The sequence below is a fragment of the Pseudomonas sp. 8 R 14 genome, assembly GCF_900005955.1.
GTDB lineage: Bacteria > Pseudomonadota > Gammaproteobacteria > Pseudomonadales > Pseudomonadaceae > Aquipseudomonas > Aquipseudomonas marginalis.
On sequence record NZ_CVTH01000030.1, the window covers coordinates 22,612 to 45,985 of the forward strand.

General features: G+C 60.7%; 21 protein-coding genes. 8 read left to right on the top strand and 13 right to left on the bottom strand.

The features are described 5' to 3' along the window. Window positions 1-16 precede the first annotated feature (16 nt). Window positions 17-1,411 carry an FAD-binding oxidoreductase gene (locus tag BFQ01_RS04420; RefSeq protein WP_065924354.1) on the bottom strand — a complete coding sequence of 465 codons (1,395 nt, stop codon included), beginning with the start codon at window positions 1,409-1,411 and terminating at the stop codon, window positions 17-19. Window positions 1,412-1,777: 366 nt separating this feature from the next. On the opposite strand from BFQ01_RS04420, the gene serA reads away from it, so the two are divergent. Next, the gene (gene serA / locus BFQ01_RS04425; RefSeq protein ID WP_003176761.1) at window positions 1,778-3,007 is read left to right on the top strand and encodes a phosphoglycerate dehydrogenase; all 1,230 of its coding nucleotides are present in this window, start codon (window positions 1,778-1,780) and stop codon (window positions 3,005-3,007) included. A 67-nt stretch (window positions 3,008-3,074) separates the two neighbouring features. Here serA and BFQ01_RS04430 read toward each other — a convergent pair whose 3' ends face one another. After that, window positions 3,075-3,515: a DUF4399 domain-containing protein gene (locus BFQ01_RS04430; RefSeq protein WP_027608415.1), complete on the bottom strand. Its 441-nt coding sequence runs from the start codon at window positions 3,513-3,515 to the stop codon at window positions 3,075-3,077. Window positions 3,516-3,649: 134 nt separating this feature from the next. On the opposite strand from BFQ01_RS04430, the gene BFQ01_RS04435 reads away from it, so the two are divergent. After that, window positions 3,650-4,174: a transporter substrate-binding domain-containing protein gene (locus BFQ01_RS04435; protein ID WP_051429424.1), complete on the top strand. Its 525-nt coding sequence runs from the start codon at window positions 3,650-3,652 to the stop codon at window positions 4,172-4,174. Here the strand turns inward: BFQ01_RS04435 and BFQ01_RS04440 are convergent. Together BFQ01_RS04440 and BFQ01_RS04445 are read right to left on the bottom strand one after the other, a co-directional pair. Next, on the bottom strand, window positions 4,125-4,607 hold the full coding sequence (locus BFQ01_RS04440) for a DUF523 domain-containing protein (RefSeq protein ID WP_065924355.1): 483 nt from the start codon (window positions 4,605-4,607) through the stop codon (window positions 4,125-4,127). The genes BFQ01_RS04435 and BFQ01_RS04440 overlap by 50 nt on opposite strands. Before the next feature lie 2 nt (window positions 4,608-4,609). Beyond that, window positions 4,610-5,242: a 2OG-Fe(II) oxygenase gene (locus BFQ01_RS04445; RefSeq protein ID WP_065924356.1), complete on the bottom strand. Its 633-nt coding sequence runs from the start codon at window positions 5,240-5,242 to the stop codon at window positions 4,610-4,612. A 131-nt stretch (window positions 5,243-5,373) separates the two neighbouring features. Here BFQ01_RS04445 and BFQ01_RS04450 point away from each other — a divergent pair, with 131 nt between their 5' ends. After that, complete coding sequence (locus tag BFQ01_RS04450; protein WP_027608412.1) at window positions 5,374-6,126, top strand: DUF2059 domain-containing protein; 753 nt, start codon at window positions 5,374-5,376, stop codon at window positions 6,124-6,126. Between the two features lie 40 nt (window positions 6,127-6,166). Here BFQ01_RS04450 and BFQ01_RS04455 read toward each other — a convergent pair whose 3' ends face one another. Continuing rightward, window positions 6,167-7,108 carry an alpha/beta hydrolase gene (locus BFQ01_RS04455; protein WP_065924357.1) on the bottom strand — a complete coding sequence of 314 codons (942 nt, stop codon included), beginning with the start codon at window positions 7,106-7,108 and terminating at the stop codon, window positions 6,167-6,169. A gap of 99 nt (window positions 7,109-7,207) precedes the next feature. Between BFQ01_RS04455 and BFQ01_RS04460 the strand changes: the two genes are divergently transcribed. Then, the gene (locus BFQ01_RS04460) at window positions 7,208-7,783 is read left to right on the top strand and encodes a DUF6436 domain-containing protein (RefSeq protein WP_065924358.1); all 576 of its coding nucleotides are present in this window, start codon (window positions 7,208-7,210) and stop codon (window positions 7,781-7,783) included. A gap of 31 nt (window positions 7,784-7,814) precedes the next feature. Next, window positions 7,815-10,169 carry a penicillin acylase family protein gene (locus BFQ01_RS04465; RefSeq protein ID WP_065924359.1) on the top strand — a complete coding sequence of 785 codons (2,355 nt, stop codon included), beginning with the start codon at window positions 7,815-7,817 and terminating at the stop codon, window positions 10,167-10,169. A gap of 33 nt (window positions 10,170-10,202) precedes the next feature. Here BFQ01_RS04465 and BFQ01_RS04470 read toward each other — a convergent pair whose 3' ends face one another. After that, complete coding sequence (locus BFQ01_RS04470) at window positions 10,203-11,168, bottom strand: GlxA family transcriptional regulator (RefSeq protein ID WP_065924360.1); 966 nt, start codon at window positions 11,166-11,168, stop codon at window positions 10,203-10,205. A gap of 292 nt (window positions 11,169-11,460) precedes the next feature. On the opposite strand from BFQ01_RS04470, the gene BFQ01_RS04475 reads away from it, so the two are divergent. Continuing rightward, window positions 11,461-12,102 carry an HD domain-containing protein gene (locus BFQ01_RS04475; RefSeq protein WP_065924361.1) on the top strand — a complete coding sequence of 214 codons (642 nt, stop codon included), beginning with the start codon at window positions 11,461-11,463 and terminating at the stop codon, window positions 12,100-12,102. A 111-nt stretch (window positions 12,103-12,213) separates the two neighbouring features. Here BFQ01_RS04475 and BFQ01_RS04480 read toward each other — a convergent pair whose 3' ends face one another. From BFQ01_RS04480 to BFQ01_RS04510, 7 genes are all read right to left on the bottom strand, one after another. Continuing rightward, on the bottom strand, window positions 12,214-13,098 hold the full coding sequence (locus BFQ01_RS04480) for an ABC transporter permease subunit (protein WP_015886412.1): 885 nt from the start codon (window positions 13,096-13,098) through the stop codon (window positions 12,214-12,216). Further along, window positions 13,095-14,015, bottom strand: a complete 921-nt coding sequence (locus BFQ01_RS04485; RefSeq protein WP_027608406.1) for an ABC transporter permease subunit — start codon at window positions 14,013-14,015, stop codon at window positions 13,095-13,097. Before BFQ01_RS04485 ends, BFQ01_RS04480 begins: the two co-directional genes overlap by 4 nt. Beyond that, window positions 14,012-15,154 (bottom strand): ABC transporter ATP-binding protein, encoded by a 1,143-nt coding sequence (locus BFQ01_RS04490; protein WP_027608405.1) that lies wholly within the window; start codon window positions 15,152-15,154, stop codon window positions 14,012-14,014. The genes BFQ01_RS04485 and BFQ01_RS04490 overlap by 4 nt, the downstream gene beginning before the upstream one ends. A gap of 66 nt (window positions 15,155-15,220) precedes the next feature. After that, window positions 15,221-16,315, bottom strand: coding sequence for a polyamine ABC transporter substrate-binding protein (locus BFQ01_RS04495; RefSeq protein WP_027608404.1), 1,095 nt, complete (start codon window positions 16,313-16,315; stop codon window positions 15,221-15,223). Window positions 16,316-16,469: 154 nt separating this feature from the next. Continuing rightward, window positions 16,470-17,564, bottom strand: coding sequence for a polyamine ABC transporter substrate-binding protein (locus tag BFQ01_RS04500; protein ID WP_065924369.1), 1,095 nt, complete (start codon window positions 17,562-17,564; stop codon window positions 16,470-16,472). Window positions 17,565-17,745: 181 nt separating this feature from the next. Further along, on the bottom strand, window positions 17,746-19,110 hold the full coding sequence (locus BFQ01_RS04505; protein ID WP_065924362.1) for an aspartate aminotransferase family protein: 1,365 nt from the start codon (window positions 19,108-19,110) through the stop codon (window positions 17,746-17,748). 58 nt (window positions 19,111-19,168) lie between these two features. Next, window positions 19,169-20,527 (bottom strand): glutamine synthetase family protein, encoded by a 1,359-nt coding sequence (locus tag BFQ01_RS04510; protein ID WP_003176780.1) that lies wholly within the window; start codon window positions 20,525-20,527, stop codon window positions 19,169-19,171. A gap of 597 nt (window positions 20,528-21,124) precedes the next feature. On the opposite strand from BFQ01_RS04510, the gene BFQ01_RS04515 reads away from it, so the two are divergent. Both BFQ01_RS04515 and BFQ01_RS04520 read left to right on the top strand, forming a co-directional pair. Then, the gene (locus BFQ01_RS04515; protein WP_003213894.1) at window positions 21,125-22,501 is read left to right on the top strand and encodes a glutamine synthetase family protein; all 1,377 of its coding nucleotides are present in this window, start codon (window positions 21,125-21,127) and stop codon (window positions 22,499-22,501) included. 214 nt (window positions 22,502-22,715) lie between these two features. Then, on the top strand, window positions 22,716-23,345 hold the full coding sequence (locus BFQ01_RS04520; RefSeq protein WP_065924363.1) for a TetR/AcrR family transcriptional regulator: 630 nt from the start codon (window positions 22,716-22,718) through the stop codon (window positions 23,343-23,345). Window positions 23,346-23,374 lie beyond the last annotated feature (29 nt).

A 23,374-nucleotide genomic window follows, 5' to 3' on the forward strand; every position in this document is an offset into this window, starting at 1 on the left:
ACTCCTTCGGGGGCGGTTAAACCGCGAAAATCTTGCCAGGGTTCATGATCCCGTTCGGGTCGAACACCGCCTTCACTGCTTTCATGTATTCGATCTCAACCGGCGAACGGCTGTAGGTCAGGTAATCACGCTTGGTCATGCCCACGCCGTGTTCGGCGGAGATCGAGCCGTTGTACTTCTGAACGGTTTCGAACACCCACTTGTTCACCGTGGCGCACTTGGCGAAGAACTCATCCTTGCTCAGGTTTTCCGGCTTGAGGATGTTCAGGTGCAGGTTGCCGTCGCCGATATGGCCGAACCAGACAATTTCGAAGTCCGGGTAGTGTTCGCCGACGATAGCGTCAATTTCCTTCAAGAACGCCGGAACTTTGGAGACTGTGACCGAAATATCGTTCTTGTACGGCGTCCAGTGGGAAATGGTCTCGGAGATGTACTCGCGCAGTTTCCACAGGTTATGCAACTGGGTTTCGCTCTGGCTCATCACGCCGTCCAGCACCCAGCCCTGCTCGACGCATTGCTCGAAGGTTTCCAGGGCGTGGTTGGCGACTTCTTCGGTGGTGGCTTCGAATTCCAGCAGCGCGTAGAACGGGCACTCGGTTTCGAACGGCGCCGGCACATCGCCACGACCGAGGACTTTGGCCAGGGCCTTGTCGGAGAAGAACTCGAAGGCGGTCAGGTCCAGCTTGCCCTGGAAGGCGTGCAGCACCGGCATGATCGAGTCGAAATCGGTGGTGCCGAGCACCATCGCGGTGAGGTTTTTCGGCGCACGGTCCAGGCGCATGGTGGCTTCGACCACAAAGCCCAGGGTGCCTTCGGCGCCGATAAACAGTTGGCGCATGTCATAGCCGGTGGCGTTCTTGATCAGATCGCGGTTCAGCTCCAGCACATCACCCTTGCCGGTGACGACCTTCATGCCAGCCACCCAGTTGCGGGTCATACCGTAGCGAATGACCTTGATCCCGCCGGCATTGGTGCCGATATTGCCGCCAATCTGGCTGGAACCGGACGACGCGAAGTCCACCGGGTAGTACAGGCCTTTTTCTTCGGCGACGTTCTGCAATTGCTTGGTGACCACGCCCGGCTGGCACACGGCGGTGCGGTCGGTGAGGTTCACGTCGAGGATCTGGTTCATATAATCGAACGAGACGACCACTTCGCCATTGGCCGCCACGGCAGCAGCCGACAGGCCGGTACGACCACCGGATGGCACCAGCGCCACCTTGTGCGCATTGGCCCAACGGACGATGGCCTGCACCTGCTCGGTGGTCTTGGGGAACACGATGGCGGTCGGCGCGGGCGCGAAGTGCTTGGTCCAATCCTTGCCGTAAGCCTCCAGGGAGTCGGCGTCGGTCAGCACTTTGCCGGGCTCAACCAGGGTCTTTAGCTCATCAATCAGGGCAGGATGGGTCATCGACAGAACTCTCGAACAATTCATGGTCATCCTGAGAACGCTTCACGTCGCAGGAATAGGTGTTTAGCGGGGCGCGTATGCTAGCATACCGCCCCCGCAGGACAGAGCCCAAGGGCGTTTCTGCGGTGACGGCTTTCCTGCCGTCCGGGTCAGCTCTGTGCCCTGATTTACCAATACGTTTCTGTTTGACGAGTGGCTGTTGTCGTCAGGCAAGACGCCGCGACGACTCATAGCTGGCTATGGGGAGGAGCGGCAACGCAGCATGACGGCAACAGACGCCGTCAAACGGGAACAGTATTGGTGAATCAGGGCACATCCGGCTATTCGATTCCCTGCCATTTTTCTCCGGGATACAGGTTTACGCAGATGAGCAAGACTTCTCTCGATAAGAGCAAGATCAAGTTCCTTCTTTTGGAAGGCGTCCACCCATCGGCTGTCGACGTTCTGAAAGCTGCCGGGTACACCAGCATTGAGTACATCACCAGTTCTCTGCCGGAAGCCCAGCTCAAGGAAAAGATCGCCGATGCACACTTCATCGGCATTCGCTCCCGCACTCAACTGACCGAAGAGATCTTCGATCACGCCAAGAAACTCGTGGCAGTTGGCTGTTTCTGCATCGGCACCAACCAGGTCGACCTCAATGCAGCGCGCGAGCGCGGCATCGCAGTGTTCAATGCCCCGTACTCCAACACCCGTTCCGTCGCGGAGCTGGTGCTGGCCGAGGCCATCCTGCTGTTGCGCGGTATCCCTGAGAAGAACGCCTCCTGCCACCGTGGCGGCTGGATCAAGAGCGCGGCCAACTCCTTCGAAATCCGGGGCAAGAAGCTGGGTATCGTCGGTTACGGTTCGATCGGCACGCAACTGTCGGTACTGGCCGAAGGCCTGGGCATGCAGGTGTTCTTCTACGACACCCTGACCAAGCTGCCATTGGGCAACGCCACCCAGGTGTCGAGCCTGACCGAACTGCTGGGCATGTCCGACATCGTCACCCTGCACGTTCCGGAAACCGCTGAGACCCAGTGGATGATCGGCGAGAAGGAAATCCGCGCCATCAAGAAAGGCGGCATCCTGATCAACGCTGCACGGGGCACCGTGGTCGAGCTGGACGCCCTGGCCGACGCCATCAAGGACAAGCACCTGATCGGCGCGGCAATCGACGTGTTCCCGGTGGAGCCACGCTCCAACGACGACATCTTCGAAAGCCCGCTGCGTGGCCTGGACAACGTGATCCTGACCCCGCACATCGGTGGTTCCACTGCCGAAGCCCAAGCCAACATCGGCCTGGAAGTGTCGGAGAAGCTGGTCAAGTACAGCGACAACGGTACCTCGGTCTCGTCCGTCAACTTCCCGGAAGTGGCCCTGCCGGCTCACCCTGGCAAGCACCGCCTGCTGCACATCCACCAGAACATCCCTGGGGTGATGATGGAGATCAACAAGGTGTTCGCGGAAAACGGCATCAACATCTCCGGTCAGTTCCTGCAGACCAACGAGAAGGTCGGCTACGTGGTGATCGACGTCGACGCCGAGTACTCGGACCTGGCGCAAGAGAAGCTGCAGCACATCAACGGCACTATCCGTAGCCGCGTGTTGTTCTAACGCTGCACACGCTGCACAAAAAATGGGAGACCCGCAGGGGCCTCCCATTTTTTTGTCTGAACAAATCTTACTTGACGTTAACCGTGATCACTTTCGAGGCTACAGTGGGCTCGAATTGGCGATGCACGTTGTCGCCTGCGACCAGTTGCAGGGTGTGCTTGCCTGGAGCCAGGGTCAGTTCGGTTTCAGTCTGCGCCTTACCGAAGTGAATCGACGTGGCGGTGGCTGGGATGGCCTCATCAGCCTTCAGCGACTGTACATCCTGGTCTACCAGCAGATGATGGTGGCCGGCGTTTGGTACTTGCTTGTCGATAGGCTCAAGGTCCAGGCCCTTGACGCCGAATTTGACGGTGAAGGTTTTGTCGACGGTCGCGCCATCCTTGGGCGAGACGATAAACACCTCAGCCCCCTTGGGCGCGGGGGTACGCGGAACATCGGCGGCATTCGCCAACATCGAGGCACCCAGCAGCAGGCTGGCAATGGTTGCACGGGACAATAGGGCTTTCATTCGCTTCTCCAGTTTTTCCATGAAATCTGTAGGGTTCTGACAACTTCGCGACAAATTGCTGTCCAAGGCACTCACCACCATAGCAAAGCGATGCTGAACGGCGCCTCGCACATTCGAATTCTTTAGGAGTGACCATGCGCTTTTCGCCTGGCCTGTTACTGTTGCTGCCCCTTCTGAGCCCCCTGGCTCATGCCGAACTGATCGACGATGTAAACGATCGCGGCGAACTCCGCATCGCCCTTGAAGCCAACACACCACCGTACAATTTCAAGGAAGGCGACAAACTCACCGGCTTTGAAGTCGAGCTGGGTGAACTGCTGGCAAAGGAAATGGACGTGCGCCCCTCGTTTATCACCACCGACGATGCCGACATGCTGCCGGGGGTCTCAACCGGCAAATACGATGTGGCCATCAACCATGTCGCTATGACTGCCGAGCTTAAGGATCAGTTCGATTTCAGCGAGGCTTATCACGACAAGCCTGAACTGGCGATCCCGTTCCAGAAGGGCAACCCGGCCTTCAAGACCAGCCTGGACGGGGCGTTGAAGCGGGTGAAGGACGATGGCCGATTAAAGGCACTGTCCCAGAAGTGGTTCGAGGACCAGGCCCCTACAGGCGCGCCAACGCCTGTGCCGCCGCAGGCAACTCCAGCTCACTGAACACCTGCACGCCATGGCGCTTGAGCAGCGCCGCCGTGACGCCTTCGCCACTGACCTTGACACCGGTGAAAGTGCCGTCATAAGTCAGCAGGTTGCCGCAGGACGGGCTATTGGCCTTGAGAATGGCGATGCGGATGTGATGGCGCTGCACCAACGCCAAGGCTTGCCGGGCGCCGTCGAGGAAGGCGGCGCTGAAGTCTTCGCCCTCGGCCGTCAACACTTGGGCGCGGCCTTCCCACACATCGATGCCCTGCCCACCTGGAATCTCGGCAGAGGGCCTGGGCGTCGGCAGACCGCCCGACACTTCCGGGCAGATCGCAACCACGCGCCCTTCAGCCTGCCACGCCGCCAGTTGATCGAACGGCCCGCTGGCCCCACCGTCGTAGCGCACCTTGTGGCCAAGCAGGCAGCGGCTGATCAGAATCTTTTGCATGGTTAGAACGGCTCGTTGCCGCGCCGACGAAACCAGCCGGTGAGAGACAGGCGCTCGCGCGTAGCCGGCATGACTTCGTGGGGCACTTCGCCCGACAGGAACACCACCAGGCATCCACCGCTGGGCACCACGTCGTATTCGACGCCGTCCTTGAGGTACATACGCAACTGGCCACCGTGCTCGGGCAACCAGGCGTCGTTCAAGTAGATCACCGCCGAAACCATGCGCCGATCATCGTCGCGGAACCGGTCCAGGTGCCTGAGGTAAAACGCGCCGGGGGGATACATCGCGAAGTGGCTTTCGAAATCCTCAAGGCCGAGGAACAAACCACGGTTCATCGCCAGGCGCAGCGTGTCCATCAACGCCATATAGCTGTCACAGACCGCCGCGTCGCCCTCCTCCAGCCACTGGATATGGTCGCCGCGAATACCCTCGCGAATCTCCTGGGCCGGCCCGCGCCCCACTGCCGCCGGGGCCAGTTCACCCTCGGCCGCACGTTTACGGCACTCAGCCGCCAGTTCCAGGGTCAGAGCCTGGGGCAGGAAGCCGTTCTGCTGCGACCAGCCTTTTTCGGCCAGGTCATCGACGATGCGTTGCAGCAGGGGGTGATCGAGGGGTATTTGCATGGCGCGCATAGTATCCATACGCCTGTGAATCCGACAGAGCCGCCGAGCGTCTGAATACACTTTAGTCAGCTGACTGATAGGACTTCTCGACAAATCCTACGCCCGACACGGACAATAGTGGCCGACTGACAGGAGTCCATATGCGTCGTTTGTTTTTTTCCTTGCTGATGTTCTGCGTTTTGCCCGCCTGGGCAGACGGCCATGACCAGTTGTACAAGGTCGCCGGCTGGGCCGAACAACGTGCGCATTTCAATGACGCCCTCAGTGCTGCCCAGCAACGCTACCGTAACAGCCTGCCGCCGGCGGTGTACCAGGCGCTGGTGGACAACAGCAACAAGCGCTTTGCCGCCCAGGCCATGGACCAGCGCGCCGAAGCCCAGTTACGCAAGCACCTGGCGGACCCTGCGCCGGCCCTGGCGTTTTTCCAATCGCCCCTGGGCCGCAAGGTCGTTGCGGCCGAGTTGCTGGCCACGCGCCGCGACCAGTTGGCAAAAAACGCCCAAGGCCTGCCGCACATCGAGGCTGACGCCACTCGCAGCCTGATCATCGGCCACCTGGCCCAGGCCTTGCCCGCTCGCGAAGCCGGGGCGGAAGTGAGCCTGGCGATCGCCGGCGTGGCCGCCGACAGCTTGAGCCAGATGATCCCCGGCCTGCTGGGTGGCGGCCAGGCCCAAGGCATGCTGAATGGCCAGCGTGAGCGGCTGATGCAACAGATTGGCAATGACCTGAACAACACTCTGCTCTACGTCTATCGGGATTTGTCCGACCCGGAGCTGGAAGAGTTCGCGACGTTTGCGGAGTCACCGGAAGGTAAGGCGTATTACCAGGCGGCGCTGGCGGCGATTCGCGCAGGTCTGGCAGTCGGCCAGAGCACTTCAAGCCTGACGCAGTAATAAAATGTGGGGGCTTGTCCCCTCCCACATTTGGACTGCGTTATTTCAGATGGTCTGTCAAATACCGGAAGTACTCTTCGCGAATCTCAGGAATCTCATTCGCCAAGTGATGCCGGCCGCGCGGCAGCATCAACACCTCGGGCTGGTCGAACTTGCCCCGCAGCACCTGCAAGTTGTGCTGCCAATCCACCGTCATGTCTTCCTCACCCTGCACAATCACCGGCCGCCGAGGGCTGCGCGGGGCGGCTTCGATGCGTTTGATCCAGCGCGCCAGGGCACCTACCCAGGCGGTGGGCAGTTGGCGGGGTTGCAGCGGGTCGGCTTCCAGGAACGGCTTGAACGCCGGGTCGTGAGTGTTCTCGCTGAAACGCCGGGCGATGCCTTTGACGAACGGGCGCAGCAGGTAATAGCTGACCTGTGACCATCCCCACGCACGCGGCCGCACCAGCGGTGAGAGCAGGAAGGTCTTGCCCTGGGCGGGGCTGTCGGCCCCCCGGTTGAGCAAGTGATCCACCACCACCGCGCCGCCGGTGCTTTGCCCGAACAAGTGCCAGGGCTGCGGCAATTGCAGCGCTTGGGCCTGGGCGAACAGTGCCTGCACCACATCCTGGTACACGGCAAAATCATCGATGCTGGCGCGCGCGCCGCTGGATAAGCCATGGCCCGGCAAATCGCAGGCGATTACCACAAAGCCCTGGTCCAGGGCCCAGTCCACCACGTGGCGATACAGGCCCATATGGTCGTAGAAGCCGTGGAACATAAACATCGTCGCCACCGGCACGGGCGGCCACCACACCTGGGCGACCACCTCGAACCCAGCCACCTCGAAACGCCCCAGCCGACTCACTGTCGGCACTTTGCGTGCACTCAGGTCCAGTCCGTAGAAACGCTGGTAGACCCGTGCTTCGGCTGAAAGCGGTTGCGCATCCACCAGGGGCCGCAGGCTTTCGCGAAGGTGATCAGGGTCAAAGGTCACAGGCATAAAGGCTTCCAGACTTGCGGCGAAGATGAATATCGAGCTGCGATATTCATCTGTCAGGACAAGCATGGCAAGCTACGCGACCTGCGAGGATAGATCCGAATGCGACAGCCTTACCGTAACGCCATGTTCACCAGCCTGATCCTGATCATCTGCGCCGGTGTGCTGTGGGCGGCGTATGACTGGTTCCAGGGCCGCTACCTGCGCGCCTTCAGCGAACACACCGCGGTATTCTCCGGCGACGCCCTGCGCCTGCCCGCCGAACTCAGCGGCCCCGGGCCGATCCGCCTGGTGCACTTCTGGGACCCCGCTTGCCCGTGCAACGTCGGCAACCAGCAGCACCTGGGCGAGTTGATCGCGCAATACGCACCCCAGGGCGTCGAGTTCTATGCCCTGCAAAAAGCCGGCAGCCACGGCCAGTTGCCCGATAACCTGCGCAAGATGAAAACCCTCACTGCCCTGCCCGGCGCCGAGCAGGTGCCGGCCAGCCCGGCCGTGGGCATCTGGGACCGAACCGGCAAGCTCGCGTATTTCGGGCCCTACAGCGAAGGGCTGACGTGTAATTCCAATAACAGTTTTATCGAGCCGATCCTGAAAGCCCTTGAAGCCGGCCGAGACGTGAACGCCACGCACACCCTGGCGGTGGGCTGCTATTGTTCGTGGTCGAAAGATGAGTAGCCCGCCACCCCACTCTTGGTAAGGAATGTTCATGAAGCGCGTCCTGCAGGTTCTTGCGGTTCTGCTGGTGCTGATCGCCCTCGGTGCGGGCTGGTACGTCTACAGCAAGCAACCCACCCGCCAGGGCACGGTTGAACTGGCCAACCTGCAAGGCTCGGTCACCGTGCGCTACGACGACCGTGGCGTGCCGCATATTCGCGCCGAGAACGAGACCGACCTGTATCGCGCCCTGGGCTACGTGCATGCCCAGGACCGCCTGTTCCAGATGGAGATCATGCGTCGCCTGGCCCGTGGCGAACTGGCCGAGGTGCTCGGACCGAAGCTGCTGGAGACCGACAAGTTGTTCCGCAGCCTGCGCATTCGTGACCGCGCCGCCACCTACGTGGCCCAGCAGGACCATGAGTCGGCGCACTGGAAGGCCCTGCAAGCCTATCTGGACGGGATCAACCAGTATCAGGACAGCCACGCCCGCCCGATGGAGTTCGACGTACTGGGCATCCCCAGGCGCGCGTTTACCGCCGAGGACACCATCAGCGTCGCCGGGTACATGGCCTACAGCTTTGCCGCTGCGTTTCGTACCGAGCCCTTGCTGACTTACGTCCGCGACCAACTGGGCAGCGACTACCTGAACGTCTTCGACCTCGACTGGCAACCCAAGGGCGCCCTCAACCTGGCCGACAGTGACTGGAAAACCCTCGGCGCCCTCGCCGCCCTGAGCGAGCAGGCGTTGGCCGACAACGGCTTGCCGCAATTCGAGGGCAGCAACGCCTGGGCCATCAGTGGCAGTCGCACCAAGAGCGGCAAACCGCTGCTGGCGGGTGACCCGCATATTCGCTTCTCGGTGCCGTCGGTGTGGTACGAGGCGCAGCTGTCGGCGCCGGGCTTCGAGCTGTATGGCTATCACAACGCGCTGGTACCCGTGGCGTTCCTGGGGCACAACCTGGATTTCGGCTGGAGCCTGACCATGTTCCAGAACGACGACCTCGACCTGATCGCCGAAAAGGTCAACCCGGACAACGCCAACCAGGTCTGGTACCACGGCCAGTGGGTCGACATGACCCGCAGCGAGCAACAGATCGCCGTAAAAGGCCAGGCACCGGTCAGCCTCACCCTGCGCCAGTCACCCCACGGCCCGATCGTCAATGACGTGCTCGGCGACAACGGCGGCAAGACGCCGATTGCCATGTGGTGGGCGTTCCTCGACACCCAGAACCCGATCCTCGAAGGTTTCTACCAGCTCAACCGCGCCGACACGTTGGCCAAGGCCCGTACGGCGGCGTCCAAAGTGTCGGCACCGGGGCTGAATATCGTGTGGGCCAATGCCAGGGGCGATATCGGCTGGTGGGCGGCGGCACAGTTGCCGATTCGCCCGGCAGGTGCCAACCCAGGGTTTATCCTCGACGGCAGCACCGCCGAGGCCGACAAGCTGGGCTTCTACCCCTTCAGCGCCAACCCCCAGGAAGAAAACCCGGCGCGTGGCTATGTGGTCTCGGCCAATGCCCAGCCGGCGTCGCCCACCGGCATGGAAATCCCCGGCTATTACAACCTCGCCGACCGGGGCCAGCAGTTGAACGCGCAGTTGAGCGACAAGAGCGTGAAGTGGGATGTGACCAACAGCCAGGCCCTGCAACTGGGCACCACCACCGCCTTCGGCCCGCGCCTGCTGGCGCCGCTGTTGCCGGTGCTGCACGAGGTGGTCACAGACCCGGCGCAGTTGAAGCTGGTGGAACAGCTTGCCGGCTGGAAGGGTGACTACCCGCTGGATTCCACCAGCGCCACGCTGTTCAACCAGTTCCTGTTCAACCTCGCCGACGCGGCCTTCCACCCGAAGCTGGGTGACGGGATGTTCAAGACCCTACTCACCACCCGCGTGATCGACGCCGCCCTGCCCCGCCTGGCTGCCGACCCGGCCTCGCCCTGGTGGGACGGCAAGCGCGCCGACACCGTCAAGCGGGCCTGGGACAACAGCCTCGCGCACCTCAAGGCCACCTTCGGCGATGACCCGACGCAATGGCAGTGGGGCAAGGCTCATACCCTGACCCACGGTCATCCGCTGGGCTCACAGAAACCCTTGGACCTGATCGTCAACGTCGGCCCGTTCCCGGCACCCGGCACCCACGAAGTGCCGAACAACCAGTCGGCCGTCATCGGCCCCGCGCCATGGCCAGTGACCTACGGCCCGTCCACTCGCCGCCTGATCGACTTTGCCGACGTGGCCCACGCCCTCACCATCAATCCGGTGGGGCAAAGCGGCGTGCCGTTCGACAAGCACTATGGCGACCAGGCCGAGACCTATATCGAAGGGGGTTATGAGCAGGCGCATTTCAGTGATGAGGAAGTCACGGCCAATACCCGCAGCACGCTGAAACTGCTGCCGGCGCGATAGCCCCTTGGAAATCGGTCAACCTGTGGAAGGGGCTTAGACCGGTGCCGCAAAATTGAGCCGGAACTGTTGCGGCGTCACGCCCAGCCGGCGATTGAACACGCTGCGCATGTGCTGGGCATCGCGAAACCCGCATTGGTAGGCCACGGTCTTCAGCGGCGCATGCGTGCTTTCGAGCATCACCCGCGCCGCATCCACCCGCGCCCGTTCGACAAACTCCGCTGGCGTAATCCTCGCCTCACGGGCAAACACCCGGGAGAAGTTGCGCGCGCTCATGTTGGCGGCCTTGGCCAGGTCGGCGATGGTCAGGTCGCCCGTCAGGTTCGCCAATACGTATAACTGCACCAGCGCCACCGCCGAGTTGGTTTCGGCGTGGGGCGTGAGGAACGGGCTGAACTGCGACTGCCCACCCGAGCGCTGGGTGAACACCACCAGGCGCTTGGCCACGCTCAACGCCACTTCCGGGCCGTGGTCCTGGGCCAGCAGGTACAGCGACAGGTCGATGCCTGCCGTGACGCCCGCCGAGGTGTAGAGATTGCCATCCTGTACGTAGAGGCGGTCGGCTTCGATCTGGGCCGAGGGGCACAGACGCGCCAGGTCGGCGGCGTCGTTCCAATGGGTGGTGACGGTTTTTCCGTCCAGCAATCCGGCGCGCGCCAGCATGAAGGCCCCGTTGCAGATTGAGCCAAACCGTCGCGCCCGGGCGGTGGCGCCACGCAGCCAATCATCGAACGGAGCGCCGAAGTCCTCGAAGGGTAACTGCGGGCCGCCCGCGACCAGCAGCAGGTCATAGGCCTGCAGGGCTTCGCTGTAATGATTATGGGCCTGGAGTGACAGGCCATTGGAAGCCGCCATCGTGCCGTGGCCTAAACCTATCACTTCCAACTGGTAATGATCTTCGGGCACCAGAAAGCGGTTGGCCTCGTAGAACACGTCCATGGGACCGGTCACATCCAGTGACTGGACGCCGGGGAAGATCAGGATCGCGACGGTCTTGTGCATGCTCACAGACACCTTTTTCTAGCGGAATAAAATGCAAACCCTGTGGGAGGGGGTTTGCTCCCGATGGCGCTGTATCAGTCAGCAGATGCAGTGCCTGGTACTCAGCAATCGGGAGCAAGCCCCCTCCCACACTGGGATTTTCGCAGGCTTCCAGAGTGATATCGCCCGCTACACCCTAGTCGATTTCTGCTTGGCACGATGTGTCGGCACATTGGCCGGGATCGCGCCCTCACCGCGATGTTCGCTGCACCGACCAGCGACCAAACTGACTGCTTTCCAGAGGAGAACCACCATGACCACCACCATCGCCGGTATCAAGATCCCGGACAGCGCCCTGGCCAAAGCCACCACCGACTACATCCGCGACATTGAGTCCGACCTGCTCTACCACCACTCCCGCCGGGTGTTCCTGTTCGGCGCATTGAGCGGTGAGCGCAAGCAACTGGCCTACAACCCGGAGCTGCTCTACGTCGGCGCCATGTTCCATGACCTGGGCCTGGTGGCAGGCCATCGCAGTGATGACCAGCGCTTCGAAGTGGACGGCGCCAACGCCGCCGCGGCCTTCCTCAAGCCTTACGGGCTGAGCGACGACGATATCGAACAGGTGTGGCTGTCCATCGCCCTGCACACCACGCCGGGCGTGCCGCAACACCTGCGCCCGACCGTGGCACTGGTGACCGCCGGTGTAGAAATGGACGTGCTGGGCATGGACTACGCCGCGTTCAGCAGCGTGCAGCGCGAAGCCGTGGTGCATGCGCATCCACGCGGTGAAGGGTTCAAGGAGTGCATCATCTGCGCGTTTGCCGACGGCTTGCGCCATCGCCCGCAGACCACGTTCGGCAACGTGAAGACCGATGTGCTGGTGGATCAGGAACCGGGGTTCAAGCCGATGAATTTTGTCGAGGTGATTCGCAAGTCGCCGTGGTTGGCGTAGCGGAGTTGAAATGCGATCAAATGTGGGAAGGGCTTGCCCCCGATAGCTGAGTGTCAGTCACTGCATCTATTGACTGACCCACCGCCATCGGGAGCAGGCCCCCTCCCACATTTAGACCGGCGCTGGAGCCCGACGCTTGTCCGGCTGCTGCCAGCCATCGGCGGCGGCTTCTTCAATCGCCTGCTGGATCGCTTTCTTGCGCATCTCTTCGGCACGTCGGCTGAAGAACCACACCAGGAAGGTCACCAACGACACTGCCAGCAGAATCAGGCTGGCCACGGCGTTGATCTCGGGTTTAACCCCAAGGCGCACGGCCGAGAACACTTCCATCGGCAACGTCGTCGAACCCGGTCCCGAGACGAAGCTGGCCAGTACCAGGTCATCCAGGGACAGTGCGAACGACATCATGCCGCCCGCCGCCAGCGACGGCGCGATCATCGGGATGGTGATCAGGAAGAACACCTTCCACGGCCGTGCACCCAGGTCCATCGCCGCTTCTTCGATCGACAGGTCCAGCTCACGCAGGCGCGCCGATACCACCACCGCCACATAAGCGGCACAGAACGTGGTGTGGGCGATCCAGATGGTGACGATGCCACGCTCCTGGGGCCAGCCGATCATCTGCGCCATGGCCACGAACAGCAGCAGCAGCGACAGACCGGTGATCACTTCCGGCATCACCAACGGCGCGGTCACCAGGCCGCCGAAAAGCGTGCGGCCCTTGAACTGGCTGATGCGCGTCAGCACAAACGCCGCCAACGTACCCAGCGCCACGGCGGCCACCGCCGTGTAGCAGGCGATTTCCAGAGAACGTGCCACCGAGCCCATCAACTGGGTGTTGTCCAGCAGGCCCACGTACCACTTGATCGACCAACCGCCCCACACCGTCACCAGCTTGGATTCGTTGAACGAGTAGATCACCAGGATCAGCATCGGCAGGTAGATGAACAACAACCCCGCCACCAGCATGAAGCTTGAGAAACTGACGCGCTTCATATCTTGCCCTCCATCTCTTTGGCTTGGCTGCGGTTAAACAGAATGATGGGCACGATCAGGATCGCCAGCATCACCACCGCCAGGGCAGACGCCACCGGCCAGTCACGGTTGTTGAAGAATTCTTGCCACAACACTTTACCGATCATCAGGGTTTCCGGGCCGCCGAGCAGTTCCGGGATCACGAACTCGCCCACCACCGGGATAAACACCAGCATGCAGCCGGCGATGATGCCGTTCTTGGACAGCGGCACGGTGATTTTCCAGAAGCTGTTGAAGGTGCTCGAACCCAGGTCCGATGCGGCTTCCAGCAGGCTCTGGTCATGCTTCACCAGGTTGGCGTACAGCGGCAGGATCATGAACGGCAGGTACGAATAGACCACGCCGATATACACCGCGATGTTGGTGTTGAGGATCTGCAGCGGTTCGTTGATCAGCCCCATGGACATCAGGAAGCCATTGAGCAGGCCGTTGTTGCTGAGGATGCCCATCCACGCATACACGCGGATCAGGATCGCGGTCCAGGTCGGCATCATGATCAGCAGCACCAGCACGGTCTGCATCTCTTTGCGCGCGGTGGCAATGGCATAGGCCATCGGATAGCCGATCAGCAGGCACAACAGTGTGCTGAAGAACGCCATCTTCAGTGAGCCCAGGTAAGCCGCGATGTACAGCTCATCACCTGCCAGCAAACTGTAGTTGGCCAGGTTCAGCACCACCTGCAGCTTCTGCTCGACGTAGGTGTAGATCTCGGTGTACGGCGGGATCGCCACGTCGGCTTCGGCGAAGCTGATTTTCAGGACGATGAAAAACGGCAGGGCGAAAAACAGGAACAGCCACAGGAACGGAATCCCGATGACCACCTGCTTGCCGCTGGGGACGATGCGGTGCAAGCGCCGCTTGAGCTTCTTCATGTTCATGTGCGCAGTACCACGCCGCTATCGTCTTCCCACCACACGTACACCTGGTCACCCCAGGTTGGGCGCTGGCCACGGCGTTCGGCGTTGGCGACGAAGGACTGCACCAGCTTGCCGCTTGGCAGCTCGACGTAGAACACCGAGTGGCCGCCCAGGTAGGCGATGTCGTGCACCTTGCCGCTGGACCAGTTGTGTTCGCAGGTCGGCATTTCGGTGGTGACCAGCAGTTTTTCCGGGCGGATGGCGTAGGTCACCGACTTGTCTTCCACCGAGGTGGCGATGCCGTAGCCCACGTAGATGTCACGGTCCAGGTCCGGGCACTTGAGCACCGCGTGACCTTCGGCGTCATCCACCACCTGGGTGTCGAAGATGTTGACGTTACCGATGAATTCGCACACCAGGCGGCTGGTCGGCGTCTCGTAGATGTCGATCGGGCTGCCGATCTGGGCGATCCAGCCCAGGTGCATGATCGCGATGCGCTCGGCCATGGTCATGGCCTCTTCCTGGTCGTGCGTCACCATCACGCAGGTCACGCCGACGCGCTCGATGATCTCCACCAGTTCCAGTTGCATCTGCGAACGCAGCTTCTTGTCGAGGGCGCCCATGGGCTCATCGAGCAGCAGCAGTTTCGGGCGCTTGGCCAGGGAGCGGGCCAGCGCCACCCGCTGACGCTGGCCACCGGACAACTGGTGCGGCTTGCGCTTGGCGTACTGGCTCATCTGGACCAGCTTGAGCATTTCGGCCACGCGGGCATCGACTTCGGCCTTGGGGATCTTGTCCTGTTGCAGGCCGAACGCAATGTTCTGCGCCACGGTCATGTGTGGGAACAAGGCGTAGGACTGGAACATCATGTTGATCGGCCGCTCGTAGGGCGGCATATCGGTGATGTCCACGCCGTCGAGGTAAATCCGACCTTCTGTCGGGCGCTCGAAGCCTGCGAGCATGCGCAGCAGGGTGGACTTGCCCGAACCCGAACCGCCGAGCAAGGCGAAGATCTCGCCTTTCTTGATTTCCAGGGACACATCGTCCACGGCAATCGTCTCGTCGAACTTCTTCGTGACCCGGTCGATTTTGACCAGCACCTTTTTCGGTGTCTGGTCGCCCTCGAGGGCTTTCTTATAGGCGCCGGAGGCAACTGCCATTTACGAAACTCCCAAAAAAAAGAGTGCAGTTCGCCCGAGGCGGGCGAACCTTGGATAGTTTGAGCCTTACTTGCCCGTCTTGACCTTGGTCCAACTACGGGTCATTAAACGTTGCACTTTCGGGGGTAGCTCGAAGTTGACGAATGTCCGGTCGAGAACCGCCTGCGGTGGGTAAACCGCTTCGTCGGTGCGTATCGATTGCTCCATCAGTTTGTCCGCCCCTGGGTTAGGGTTGGCGTAACCGACGGTGTCACTGACCTGGGCGATCACCTCAGATTGCAGTAAATAGTTGATGAAGGCGTGGGCTTCCTTGATGTTGGTGGCGTCCTTGGGAATCGCCAGCACGTCAAACCACAGGTTGCCGCCTTCCTTCGGAATTGCGTAGGCGATGTTCACGCCTTTGCCCGCTTCGCTTGCGCGAGCCTTGGCCTGGAACACGTCGCCGGAGAACCCGGCGGCCACGCAGATGTTGCCGTTGGCCAGGTCCGAGATGTATTTGGAAGAATGGAAATAGGTCACGTAGGGCCGCACTTTGAGCAGCTTTTCCTCGGCCTTCTTGTAGTCTTCAGGGTTGGTGCTGTTAGGGTCCAGGCCCATGTAGTTGAGCACCGCCGGCAGCATTTCATCCGCCGAGTCCATGAACGACACACCACAGGTGGCCAGCTTCTTCATGTTTTCCGGTTCGAACAGCACGGCCCAGGAGTCGATCTTGTCGACACCCAGCACTTCCTTCACTTTGTCGACGTTGTAACCGATGCCGTTGGTACCCCACAGGTACGGCACGGCGTACTGGTTACCCGGGTCGTTCTTCTCCAGGCGCTTGAGCAGCACAGGGTCCAGGTTGGCGTAATGAGTCAGCAGCGACTTATCGAGTTTCTGGAACGCCCCGGCCTTGATCTGCTTGCCAAGGAAGTGGTTGGACGGCACTACCACATCATAGCCGGTACGCCCGGCCAGTAACTTGCCTTCCAGGGTTTCGTTGGAATCAAACACGTCATACACGGGTTTGATGCCGGTGGCCTTTTCGAAGTTGGCCAGGGTGTCGGGACCGATGTAATCCGACCAGTTATAAATATGCACGGTCGGTGCGGCCTGCACGCTGACAGCCAGCGTGAGACCTGCACCTACCAGCAAGGCTTGGCGAAACAAAGAAATTGGCAAGTGGAGGTCCTCTTAAATAGTTGGGCCCAAAGTTGTTGCCCGGCAACAAAACCGGCGCGCAACTTACCCTCGATAAACCGATCCGGCAAAACTTTCTGTCATTTATTTGTTTCATTAACCACCGCGGGGCGCGCGGTGGTTAATGAAGGCCGGTTTATTTACCGGATTTGATCTTGGTCCAGCTGCGTGTCATTTCACGCTGGGTGGCAGCCGGCAAGTCCGCAATGGCGTAGAGCTTGGCTTGCACATCCGCTGGCGGGTAGATGCCCGGGTCATTGGTGATGTCTTTGTCGACCAGTGCGGTGGCCTTCTCGTTACCGTTCGGGAAACGCACGCTGTTGGTGATCGAAGCCATGACTTCCGGCTTGAGCAGGTAGTTCATGAACTTATAAGCGGCGTCGACGTTTTCGGCATCTTTAGGGATGGCGACCATGTCGAAGAAGCTACCGGCACCTTCTTTCGGAATGTCGTAGGCCACCTTGACCTTGCCACCGGCTTCAGCCGCACGGGACTTGGCCTGCTGGATGTCACCCGAGTAACCCACGGCTACGCAGATGTTGCCGTTGGCCAGGTCGGAGATGTACTTGGACGAGTGGAAGTAGCCAATCGAAGGACGGATTTTCAGGAACAGGTCTTCGGCTTGCTTGAGGTCGGCCTTCTTCTGGCTGTCGGTTGGCAGGCCCAGGTAATGCAGCGCGATCGGCAGCATTTCGGTCGGCGAGTCGAGGAAGCTCACGCCGCAGCTTTTGAGCTTGGCGATGTTTTCAGGCTTGAGCAGCACGTCCCACGAATCGATCTTGTCCACGCCCAGCGCGGCCTTGACCTTGTCCGGGTTGTAGCCGATGCCGATCGAACCCCACATGTACGGGAAAGCGTGCTTGTTGTCCGGGTCGCTGACCGACACGGCTTTAAGCAGGGAGGTGTTCAGGTTGCCATAGTTGGACAGCTTGGACTTGTCCAGCTCCTGGTAGACACCGGCCTTGATCTGCTTGGCGAGGAAGTTGTTCGACGGTACGACGATGTCGTAGCCGGACTTGCCTGCCAGCAACTTGGCTTCGAGTGTCTCGTTGCTGTCAAAAACGTCGTACACCACTTTAATGCCCGACTCTTTTTCAAAGTTGGCGATGGTGTCCGGAGCAATGTAGTCGGACCAGTTGTAGACGTGCAGCACTTTATCGTCGGCCTGGACCGCGCCCGCCATTGCGCCCATCAGGGACAAGGCGAGGAGGGTCTTGCCAGCGTTCTTCAAACCTAATGCCTTCATTTGGTGATGCTCCAATTTTTCTTTTTTGGGCCACGTTCTTTTATGTTCAGCGACCCTTCCAGAGGGCAGCAAAACAGGGCGACAGTCTGGCAAGTTCAGGGGCCGGCTTTCAACCAAAGCCCCTGCATTTATAACTGCCCGGTGCGCTGCGCACTGAGCCTAGCACTTAGCCCTGCAATGCCGCCAAAGTCAGGTCCAGGCAATGACGAGCCTTGGTCACCAGCTCGTCGATTTCAGCCTTGCTGATCACCAGAGGCGGCGAAATGATCATGGTGTCGCCCACGGCGCGCATGATCAGGCCATTCTCGAAGCAGAAGGTTCGGCAGATCATGCCGACACCACGGCCCTCGTAACGCTTGCGCGTCGCCTTGTCCTGAACCAGCTCAATTGCACCGAGCATGCCGACACCGCGCACCTCACCCACCAACGGGTGATCCGCCAGCTCCCGCAGACGTTTCTGCAAATACGGTGCCGTTTCGTCGTGGACGCGGTTAACGATTGTTTCATCGCGCATGATGCGGATGTTTTCCAGGGCCACGGCCGCCGCCACCGGGTGACCGGAGTAGGTGAAACCGTGGTTGAAATCACCGCCTTCGTTGAGCACGGCCACCACGTCGTCGCGCACGATCAGGCCACCCATGGGGATGTAGCCCGAGGTCAGGCCCTTGGCGATGGTCATCATGTGGGGCTTGAGGTCGTAGAAATCGCTACCGAACCACTCACCGGTACGGCCGAAACCGCAAATCACTTCGTCGGCCACAAACAGGATGTCGTACTTGGCGAGGATTTCCTTGATGCGCGGCCAGTAGCTGTCCGGCGGCACGATCACGCCACCGGCGCCCTGGATCGGCTCGGCAATAAAGGCACCGACGTTGTCCACACCCAGTTCCAGGATCTTCTCTTCCAGTTGGTTGGCGGCCCAGACCCCGAACTCTTCGGGGCTCATGTCGCCGCCTTCGCCGAACCAGTACGGCTGGGCGATATGGACGATGCCCGGGATCGGCAAGTCGCCCTGTTCATGCATATAGGTCATGCCGCCCAGGCTGGCGCCAGCCACGGTGGAGCCGTGGTAGCCATTCTTGCGGCTGATGATGGTTTTCTTGTTCGGCTGGCCCTTGATCGCCCAATAGTGGCGGACCATGCGCAACATAGTGTCGTTGCCTTCGGAGCCGGAGCCGGTGAAGAACACGTGGTTCATGCCGGCAGGCGCGATGTCGGAAATCGCCTTGGCCAGCTCCAGCACCGGCGGGTGAGCGGTCTGGAAGAACAGGTTGTAGTACGGCAGTTCTTTCATCTGCCTGGCGGCGGCGTCGGCCAGTTCATCGCGACCGTAACCGATCGCCACGCACCACAGGCCGGCCATGCCGTCGAGGATCTTGTTGCCTTCGCTGTCCCACAGGTAAACGCCGTGGGCTTTGGTGATGATCCGTGGGCCTTTCTCTTTCAATTGCTTGAAGTCGCTGAACGGCGCCAGGTGGTGATCACTGCTCAAGGCTTGCCATTCACGGGTTTGCGGGTTGTTGCTGGACATACCAATCTCCTAGACTTTTCAGTGAGGGGCGCGCCGTGTGACGGGCGCGCCCGGCGCATCAGACGGCGAAGAGCAGGAATTCCCGCTCCCACGAACTGATCACGCGCTTGAAGTTTTCATGCTCGGCCCGCTTGACCGCGACATACCCTGTGATGAATTTCTGACCCAGGTATTTTTCGATGGTCTTGCTGTTTTCCATGCGTTCCAGGGCGTCTTCAATTGTCAACGGCAGGCGCAGGTTGCGGCGCTCGTAACCACGACCCACTACCGGGGCGCTGGGGTTATGGCCTTCGACCATGCCGATGTAGCCACACAGCAGGCTGGCGGCAATCGCCAGGTACGGGTTGGCGTCGGCGCCCGGCAGGCGGTTTTCCACGCGACGGTTCTGCGGGCCGGCATCCGGTACGCGCAGGCCGACGGTGCGGTTTTCTTCGCCCCACTCCACGTTCACCGGCGCCGAGGTGTCGGGCAGGAAGCGGCGGAACGAGTTCACGTTGGGGGCAAACAGCGGCAGCAACTCAGGGATGAACTTCTGCAGGCCGCCAATGTGGTTGAGGAACAGCTGGCTCATGGTCCCGTCTTCATTGGAGAAGACGTTCTTGCCGGTGGCGATGTCGATGATGCTCTGGTGCAGGTGCATGGCGCTGCCGGGCTCGCCGGTCATCGGCTTGGCCATGAAGGTGGCCGCCACGTCGTGCTTGAGCGCGGCTTCACGCATGGTGCGCTTGAATACCAGGATCTGGTCGGCCAGGGACAGGGCATCGCCGTGACGGAAGTTGATTTCCATCTGGGCCGTGCCGTCTTCATGGATCAGGGTGTCGAGGTCCAGCTCCTGCAGCTCGCACCAGTCGTAGACGTCTTCGAACAGCGGGTCGAATTCGTTGGCGGCTTCTATAGAGAAGGATTGGCGGCCGGTCTCCGGGCGCCCGGACCGACCGATCGGCGGTTGCAGCGGGAAGTCCGGGTCTTCGCAGCGTTTGGTCAGGTAGAACTCCATCTCCGGCGCCACGATGGGCTGCCAGCCTTTGTCGGCGTAGAGCTTGAGGACTTTCTTGAGCACGTTGCGCGGCGACAGCTCGATCGGGTTGCCTTGCTTGTCGTAGGTGTCGTGGATCACCTGGGCGGTCGGCTCGATGGCCCAGGGCACCAGGAACACCGCGTTCTGGTCGGGGCGGCAGATCATGTCGATGTCTGCCGGGTCGAGCAATTCGTAATAGATGTCGTCTTCGACATAGTCGCCGGTCACGGTCTGCAACAGAACGCTCTCGGGCAGGCGCATGCCTTTTTCGGCGATGAACTTGTTGGTCGGCGAGATCTTGCCCCGGGTGATACCGGTCAGGTCGCCAATCATGCATTCGACTTCTGTGATCTTGTGGTCTTTCAACCAATCGGTGAGCTGGTCGAGGTTGTTACTCATAAATGCCTCTGGGCTGGGTTTCCTGGCATCCATTAAAGGCCAGGCGTTGGTTGACGCAGCATCCGCGTCGTTTTTTCGTTCAGGGTAGGAGCTTACCTGCCATTTGCTGCAGCGTTGCATTCCTCAAGCCAAAGTCGTGCAGAATCATGAGCGGCCGCGCAGAGGGGAGCCGGTCAGTGACAGTCGAGGAGGCAAAAAAGAGAGCGGATGGGCCGTCAAGAATATTGGCCGGTGCGTGGGCATTCACGCGGGACGAACGGACTGCGGACAAAGCCTGGCTGAAGCAGGCTGAGACGCCGATTGGCGGCAGGCGAGACATGAAGCACCCCGGTATTATTGCTGTTATGGGTTTGAATCGAGCTTAGCCTTGTTCATTTTTTTACACAACACCCCCGTAAAAAATACAACACGGCCCGCTCAAGCCTGCGAGTCCCAAGCCGGTCAAACCGAAAAAACCGCCCCAAAAAGCCCCAAAAGTGCGGTCACGGCGCTTTTTTAGGGCAAAAAAGGCCTCGCTTGACTTCGGCATGCCGTTCGGGTTGACTGAAACCAGAAAAGATCAATGATTGATATTTTTAACAACAAAGGTGTTGCATCATGTCGGTACCCCCGCGTGCCGTTCAGCTTAACGAAGCGAACGCGTTCCTTAAGGATCATCCTGAGGTTCTGTACGTAGACCTTCTAATTGCGGATATGAATGGTGTGGTGCGCGGTAAGCGCATCGAACGCACCAGCCTCCACAAGGTTTACGAGAAGGGCATTAACCTGCCTGCCTCTTTATTTGCCCTGGATATCAATGGCTCGACGGTGGAAAGCACCGGCCTGGGCCTGGACATCGGTGATGCTGACCGAATCTGTTATCCGATCCCTGACACCCTGTGCAATGAACCTTGGCAAAAGCGCCCTACCGCGCAATTGCTGATGACCATGCACGAACTTGAAGGTGAACCTTTCTTCGCCGATCCGCGCGAAGTGCTCCGCCAAGTTGTAAGCAAGTTTGACGACCTCGGTCTGACCATCTGCGCCGCCTTCGAGCTTGAGTTCTACCTGATCGACCAGGAGAACGTGAACGGCCGCCCACAACCGCCCCGCTCGCCGATCTCCGGCAAACGCCCGCACTCGACACAGGTTTACCTGATCGACGACCTCGACGAATACGTCGACTGCCTCCAGGACATCCTGGAAGGTGCCAAAGAGCAAGGCATCCCGGCCGACGCCATCGTCAAGGAAAGTGCCCCGGCGCAGTTCGAAGTGAACCTGCACCACGTGGCCGACCCGATCAAGGCCTGCGACTACGCAGTGTTGCTCAAGCGCCTGATCAAGAACATCGCCTACGACCATGAGATGGACACCACCTTCATGGCCAAGCCTTACCCAGGCCAGGCAGGCAACGGTTTGCACGTACACATCTCGATCCTGGACAAGGACGGCAAGAACATCTTTGCCAGCGAGGATCCCGAGCAGAACGCCGCATTGCGTCACGCGATCGGCGGTGTGCTCGAGACCCTACCCGCCCAAATGGCGTTCCTGTGCCCTAACGTCAACTCCTACCGTCGTTTCGGCGCACAGTTCTACGTGCCGAACTCGCCGTGCTGGGGCCTGGACAACCGCACCGTGGCGATTCGCGTACCGACCGGCTCGTCCGACGCCGTACGTATCGAACACCGTGTGGCCGGTGCCGACGCCAACCCTTACCTGCTGATGGCTTCGGTCCTGGCAGGCGTGCACCACGGCCTGACCAACAAGATCGAACCGGGCGCACCCGTGGAAGGCAACAGCTACGAGCAGAACGAACAGAGCCTGCCGAACAACCTGCGCGATGCCCTGCGCGAGTTGGACGACAGCGAGGTGATGGCCAAGTACATCGATCCTAAATACATCGATATCTTCGTCGCCTGTAAGGAAAGTGAGCTGGAAGAGTTCGAACACTCCATCTCCGACCTTGAGTACAACTGGTACCTGCATACCGTTTAACCGGCGGCTGCATTAAATGTGGTGAGCGGGCTTGTCCCGCGCTGGGTGGCGAAGCCGCCCTAAAACCAGACGCCGCATTCTGCCTGTCAGAATGCGGCGTTTTTATTGGGGCCGCTTCGCAGCCCAGCGCGGGGCAAGCCCGCTCACCACAACAAGCGGTATGGATCATCCCCAGGCTCTGCGTACAATGCCCGCTGCCTTGTAGGAGACTTCCATGCCCACCCGCCCCGCCGCCCCTCGCAAACCCCGCGCCCGCAGCCAGGCACGGATCGACGCGATTCTCGATGCCGCCCGCACCTTGCTGGCCGCCGAAGGCGTGGCGAGTTTGTCGATCTACAGCGTGGCCGAGCGCGCGCAGATTCCGCCGTCGTCGGTGTATCACTTTTTCGCCAGTGTGCCGGCGCTGCTGGAGGCACTGACCGCCGATATACATGCAGCCTTCCGCTGCGCCATCCAGGCCCCCATCGAGCATGATTCACTCAAGCATTGGCGCGACCTGTCCTACATCGTCGAACAGCGCATGCTGACCATCTACAGCAACGACGCCGCCGCGCGCCAGTTGATCCTGGCCCAGCACGGGCTGACCGAAGTGACCCAGGCGGACCGCCAGCATGATCTGGAGTTGGGGGATTTGATGCTGGAGGTGTTCGACCGCCACTTTGAAGTGCCGAGCTTGCCAACCGATGTGGATGTGTTTGCGCTGGCGTTGGAATTGAGTGATCGCGTGTATGCGCGTTCGGTGCATCAGCATGGGCTGATTACGCCGCGTATGGCGGAGGAAGGGATGCGGGTTTTTGATGCGTATGTGGGGCTGTATTTGCCGGCTTACCTGCCCAAGCGCTGAGTTTTGTGCTGGCCGGACTGGCCTCATCG

Coding starts and splice junctions, on each gene's coding strand:
- BFQ01_RS04505 (WP_065924362.1), bottom strand. CDS start 19,110: ATGTCCAGCAACAACCCGCAAACCCGTGAATGGCAAGCCTTGAGCAGT.
- BFQ01_RS04460 (WP_065924358.1), top strand. CDS start 7,208: ATGCGACAGCCTTACCGTAACGCCATGTTCACCAGCCTGATCCTGATC.
- BFQ01_RS04430 (WP_027608415.1), bottom strand. CDS start 3,515: ATGAAAGCCCTATTGTCCCGTGCAACCATTGCCAGCCTGCTGCTGGGT.
- BFQ01_RS04480 (WP_015886412.1), bottom strand. CDS start 13,098: ATGAAGCGCGTCAGTTTCTCAAGCTTCATGCTGGTGGCGGGGTTGTTG.
- BFQ01_RS04455 (WP_065924357.1), bottom strand. CDS start 7,108: ATGCCTGTGACCTTTGACCCTGATCACCTTCGCGAAAGCCTGCGGCCC.
- BFQ01_RS04485 (WP_027608406.1), bottom strand. CDS start 14,015: ATGAACATGAAGAAGCTCAAGCGGCGCTTGCACCGCATCGTCCCCAGC.
- BFQ01_RS04520 (WP_065924363.1), top strand. CDS start 22,716: ATGCCCACCCGCCCCGCCGCCCCTCGCAAACCCCGCGCCCGCAGCCAG.
- BFQ01_RS04475 (WP_065924361.1), top strand. CDS start 11,461: ATGACCACCACCATCGCCGGTATCAAGATCCCGGACAGCGCCCTGGCC.
- BFQ01_RS04515 (WP_003213894.1), top strand. CDS start 21,125: ATGTCGGTACCCCCGCGTGCCGTTCAGCTTAACGAAGCGAACGCGTTC.
- BFQ01_RS04435 (WP_051429424.1), top strand. CDS start 3,650: ATGCGCTTTTCGCCTGGCCTGTTACTGTTGCTGCCCCTTCTGAGCCCC.
- serA (WP_003176761.1), top strand. CDS start 1,778: ATGAGCAAGACTTCTCTCGATAAGAGCAAGATCAAGTTCCTTCTTTTG.
- BFQ01_RS04510 (WP_003176780.1), bottom strand. CDS start 20,527: ATGAGTAACAACCTCGACCAGCTCACCGATTGGTTGAAAGACCACAAG.
- BFQ01_RS04450 (WP_027608412.1), top strand. CDS start 5,374: ATGCGTCGTTTGTTTTTTTCCTTGCTGATGTTCTGCGTTTTGCCCGCC.
- BFQ01_RS04445 (WP_065924356.1), bottom strand. CDS start 5,242: ATGCGCGCCATGCAAATACCCCTCGATCACCCCCTGCTGCAACGCATC.
- BFQ01_RS04490 (WP_027608405.1), bottom strand. CDS start 15,154: ATGGCAGTTGCCTCCGGCGCCTATAAGAAAGCCCTCGAGGGCGACCAG.
- BFQ01_RS04470 (WP_065924360.1), bottom strand. CDS start 11,168: ATGCACAAGACCGTCGCGATCCTGATCTTCCCCGGCGTCCAGTCACTG.
- BFQ01_RS04440 (WP_065924355.1), bottom strand. CDS start 4,607: ATGCAAAAGATTCTGATCAGCCGCTGCCTGCTTGGCCACAAGGTGCGC.
- BFQ01_RS04420 (WP_065924354.1), bottom strand. CDS start 1,411: ATGACCCATCCTGCCCTGATTGATGAGCTAAAGACCCTGGTTGAGCCC.
- BFQ01_RS04465 (WP_065924359.1), top strand. CDS start 7,815: ATGAAGCGCGTCCTGCAGGTTCTTGCGGTTCTGCTGGTGCTGATCGCC.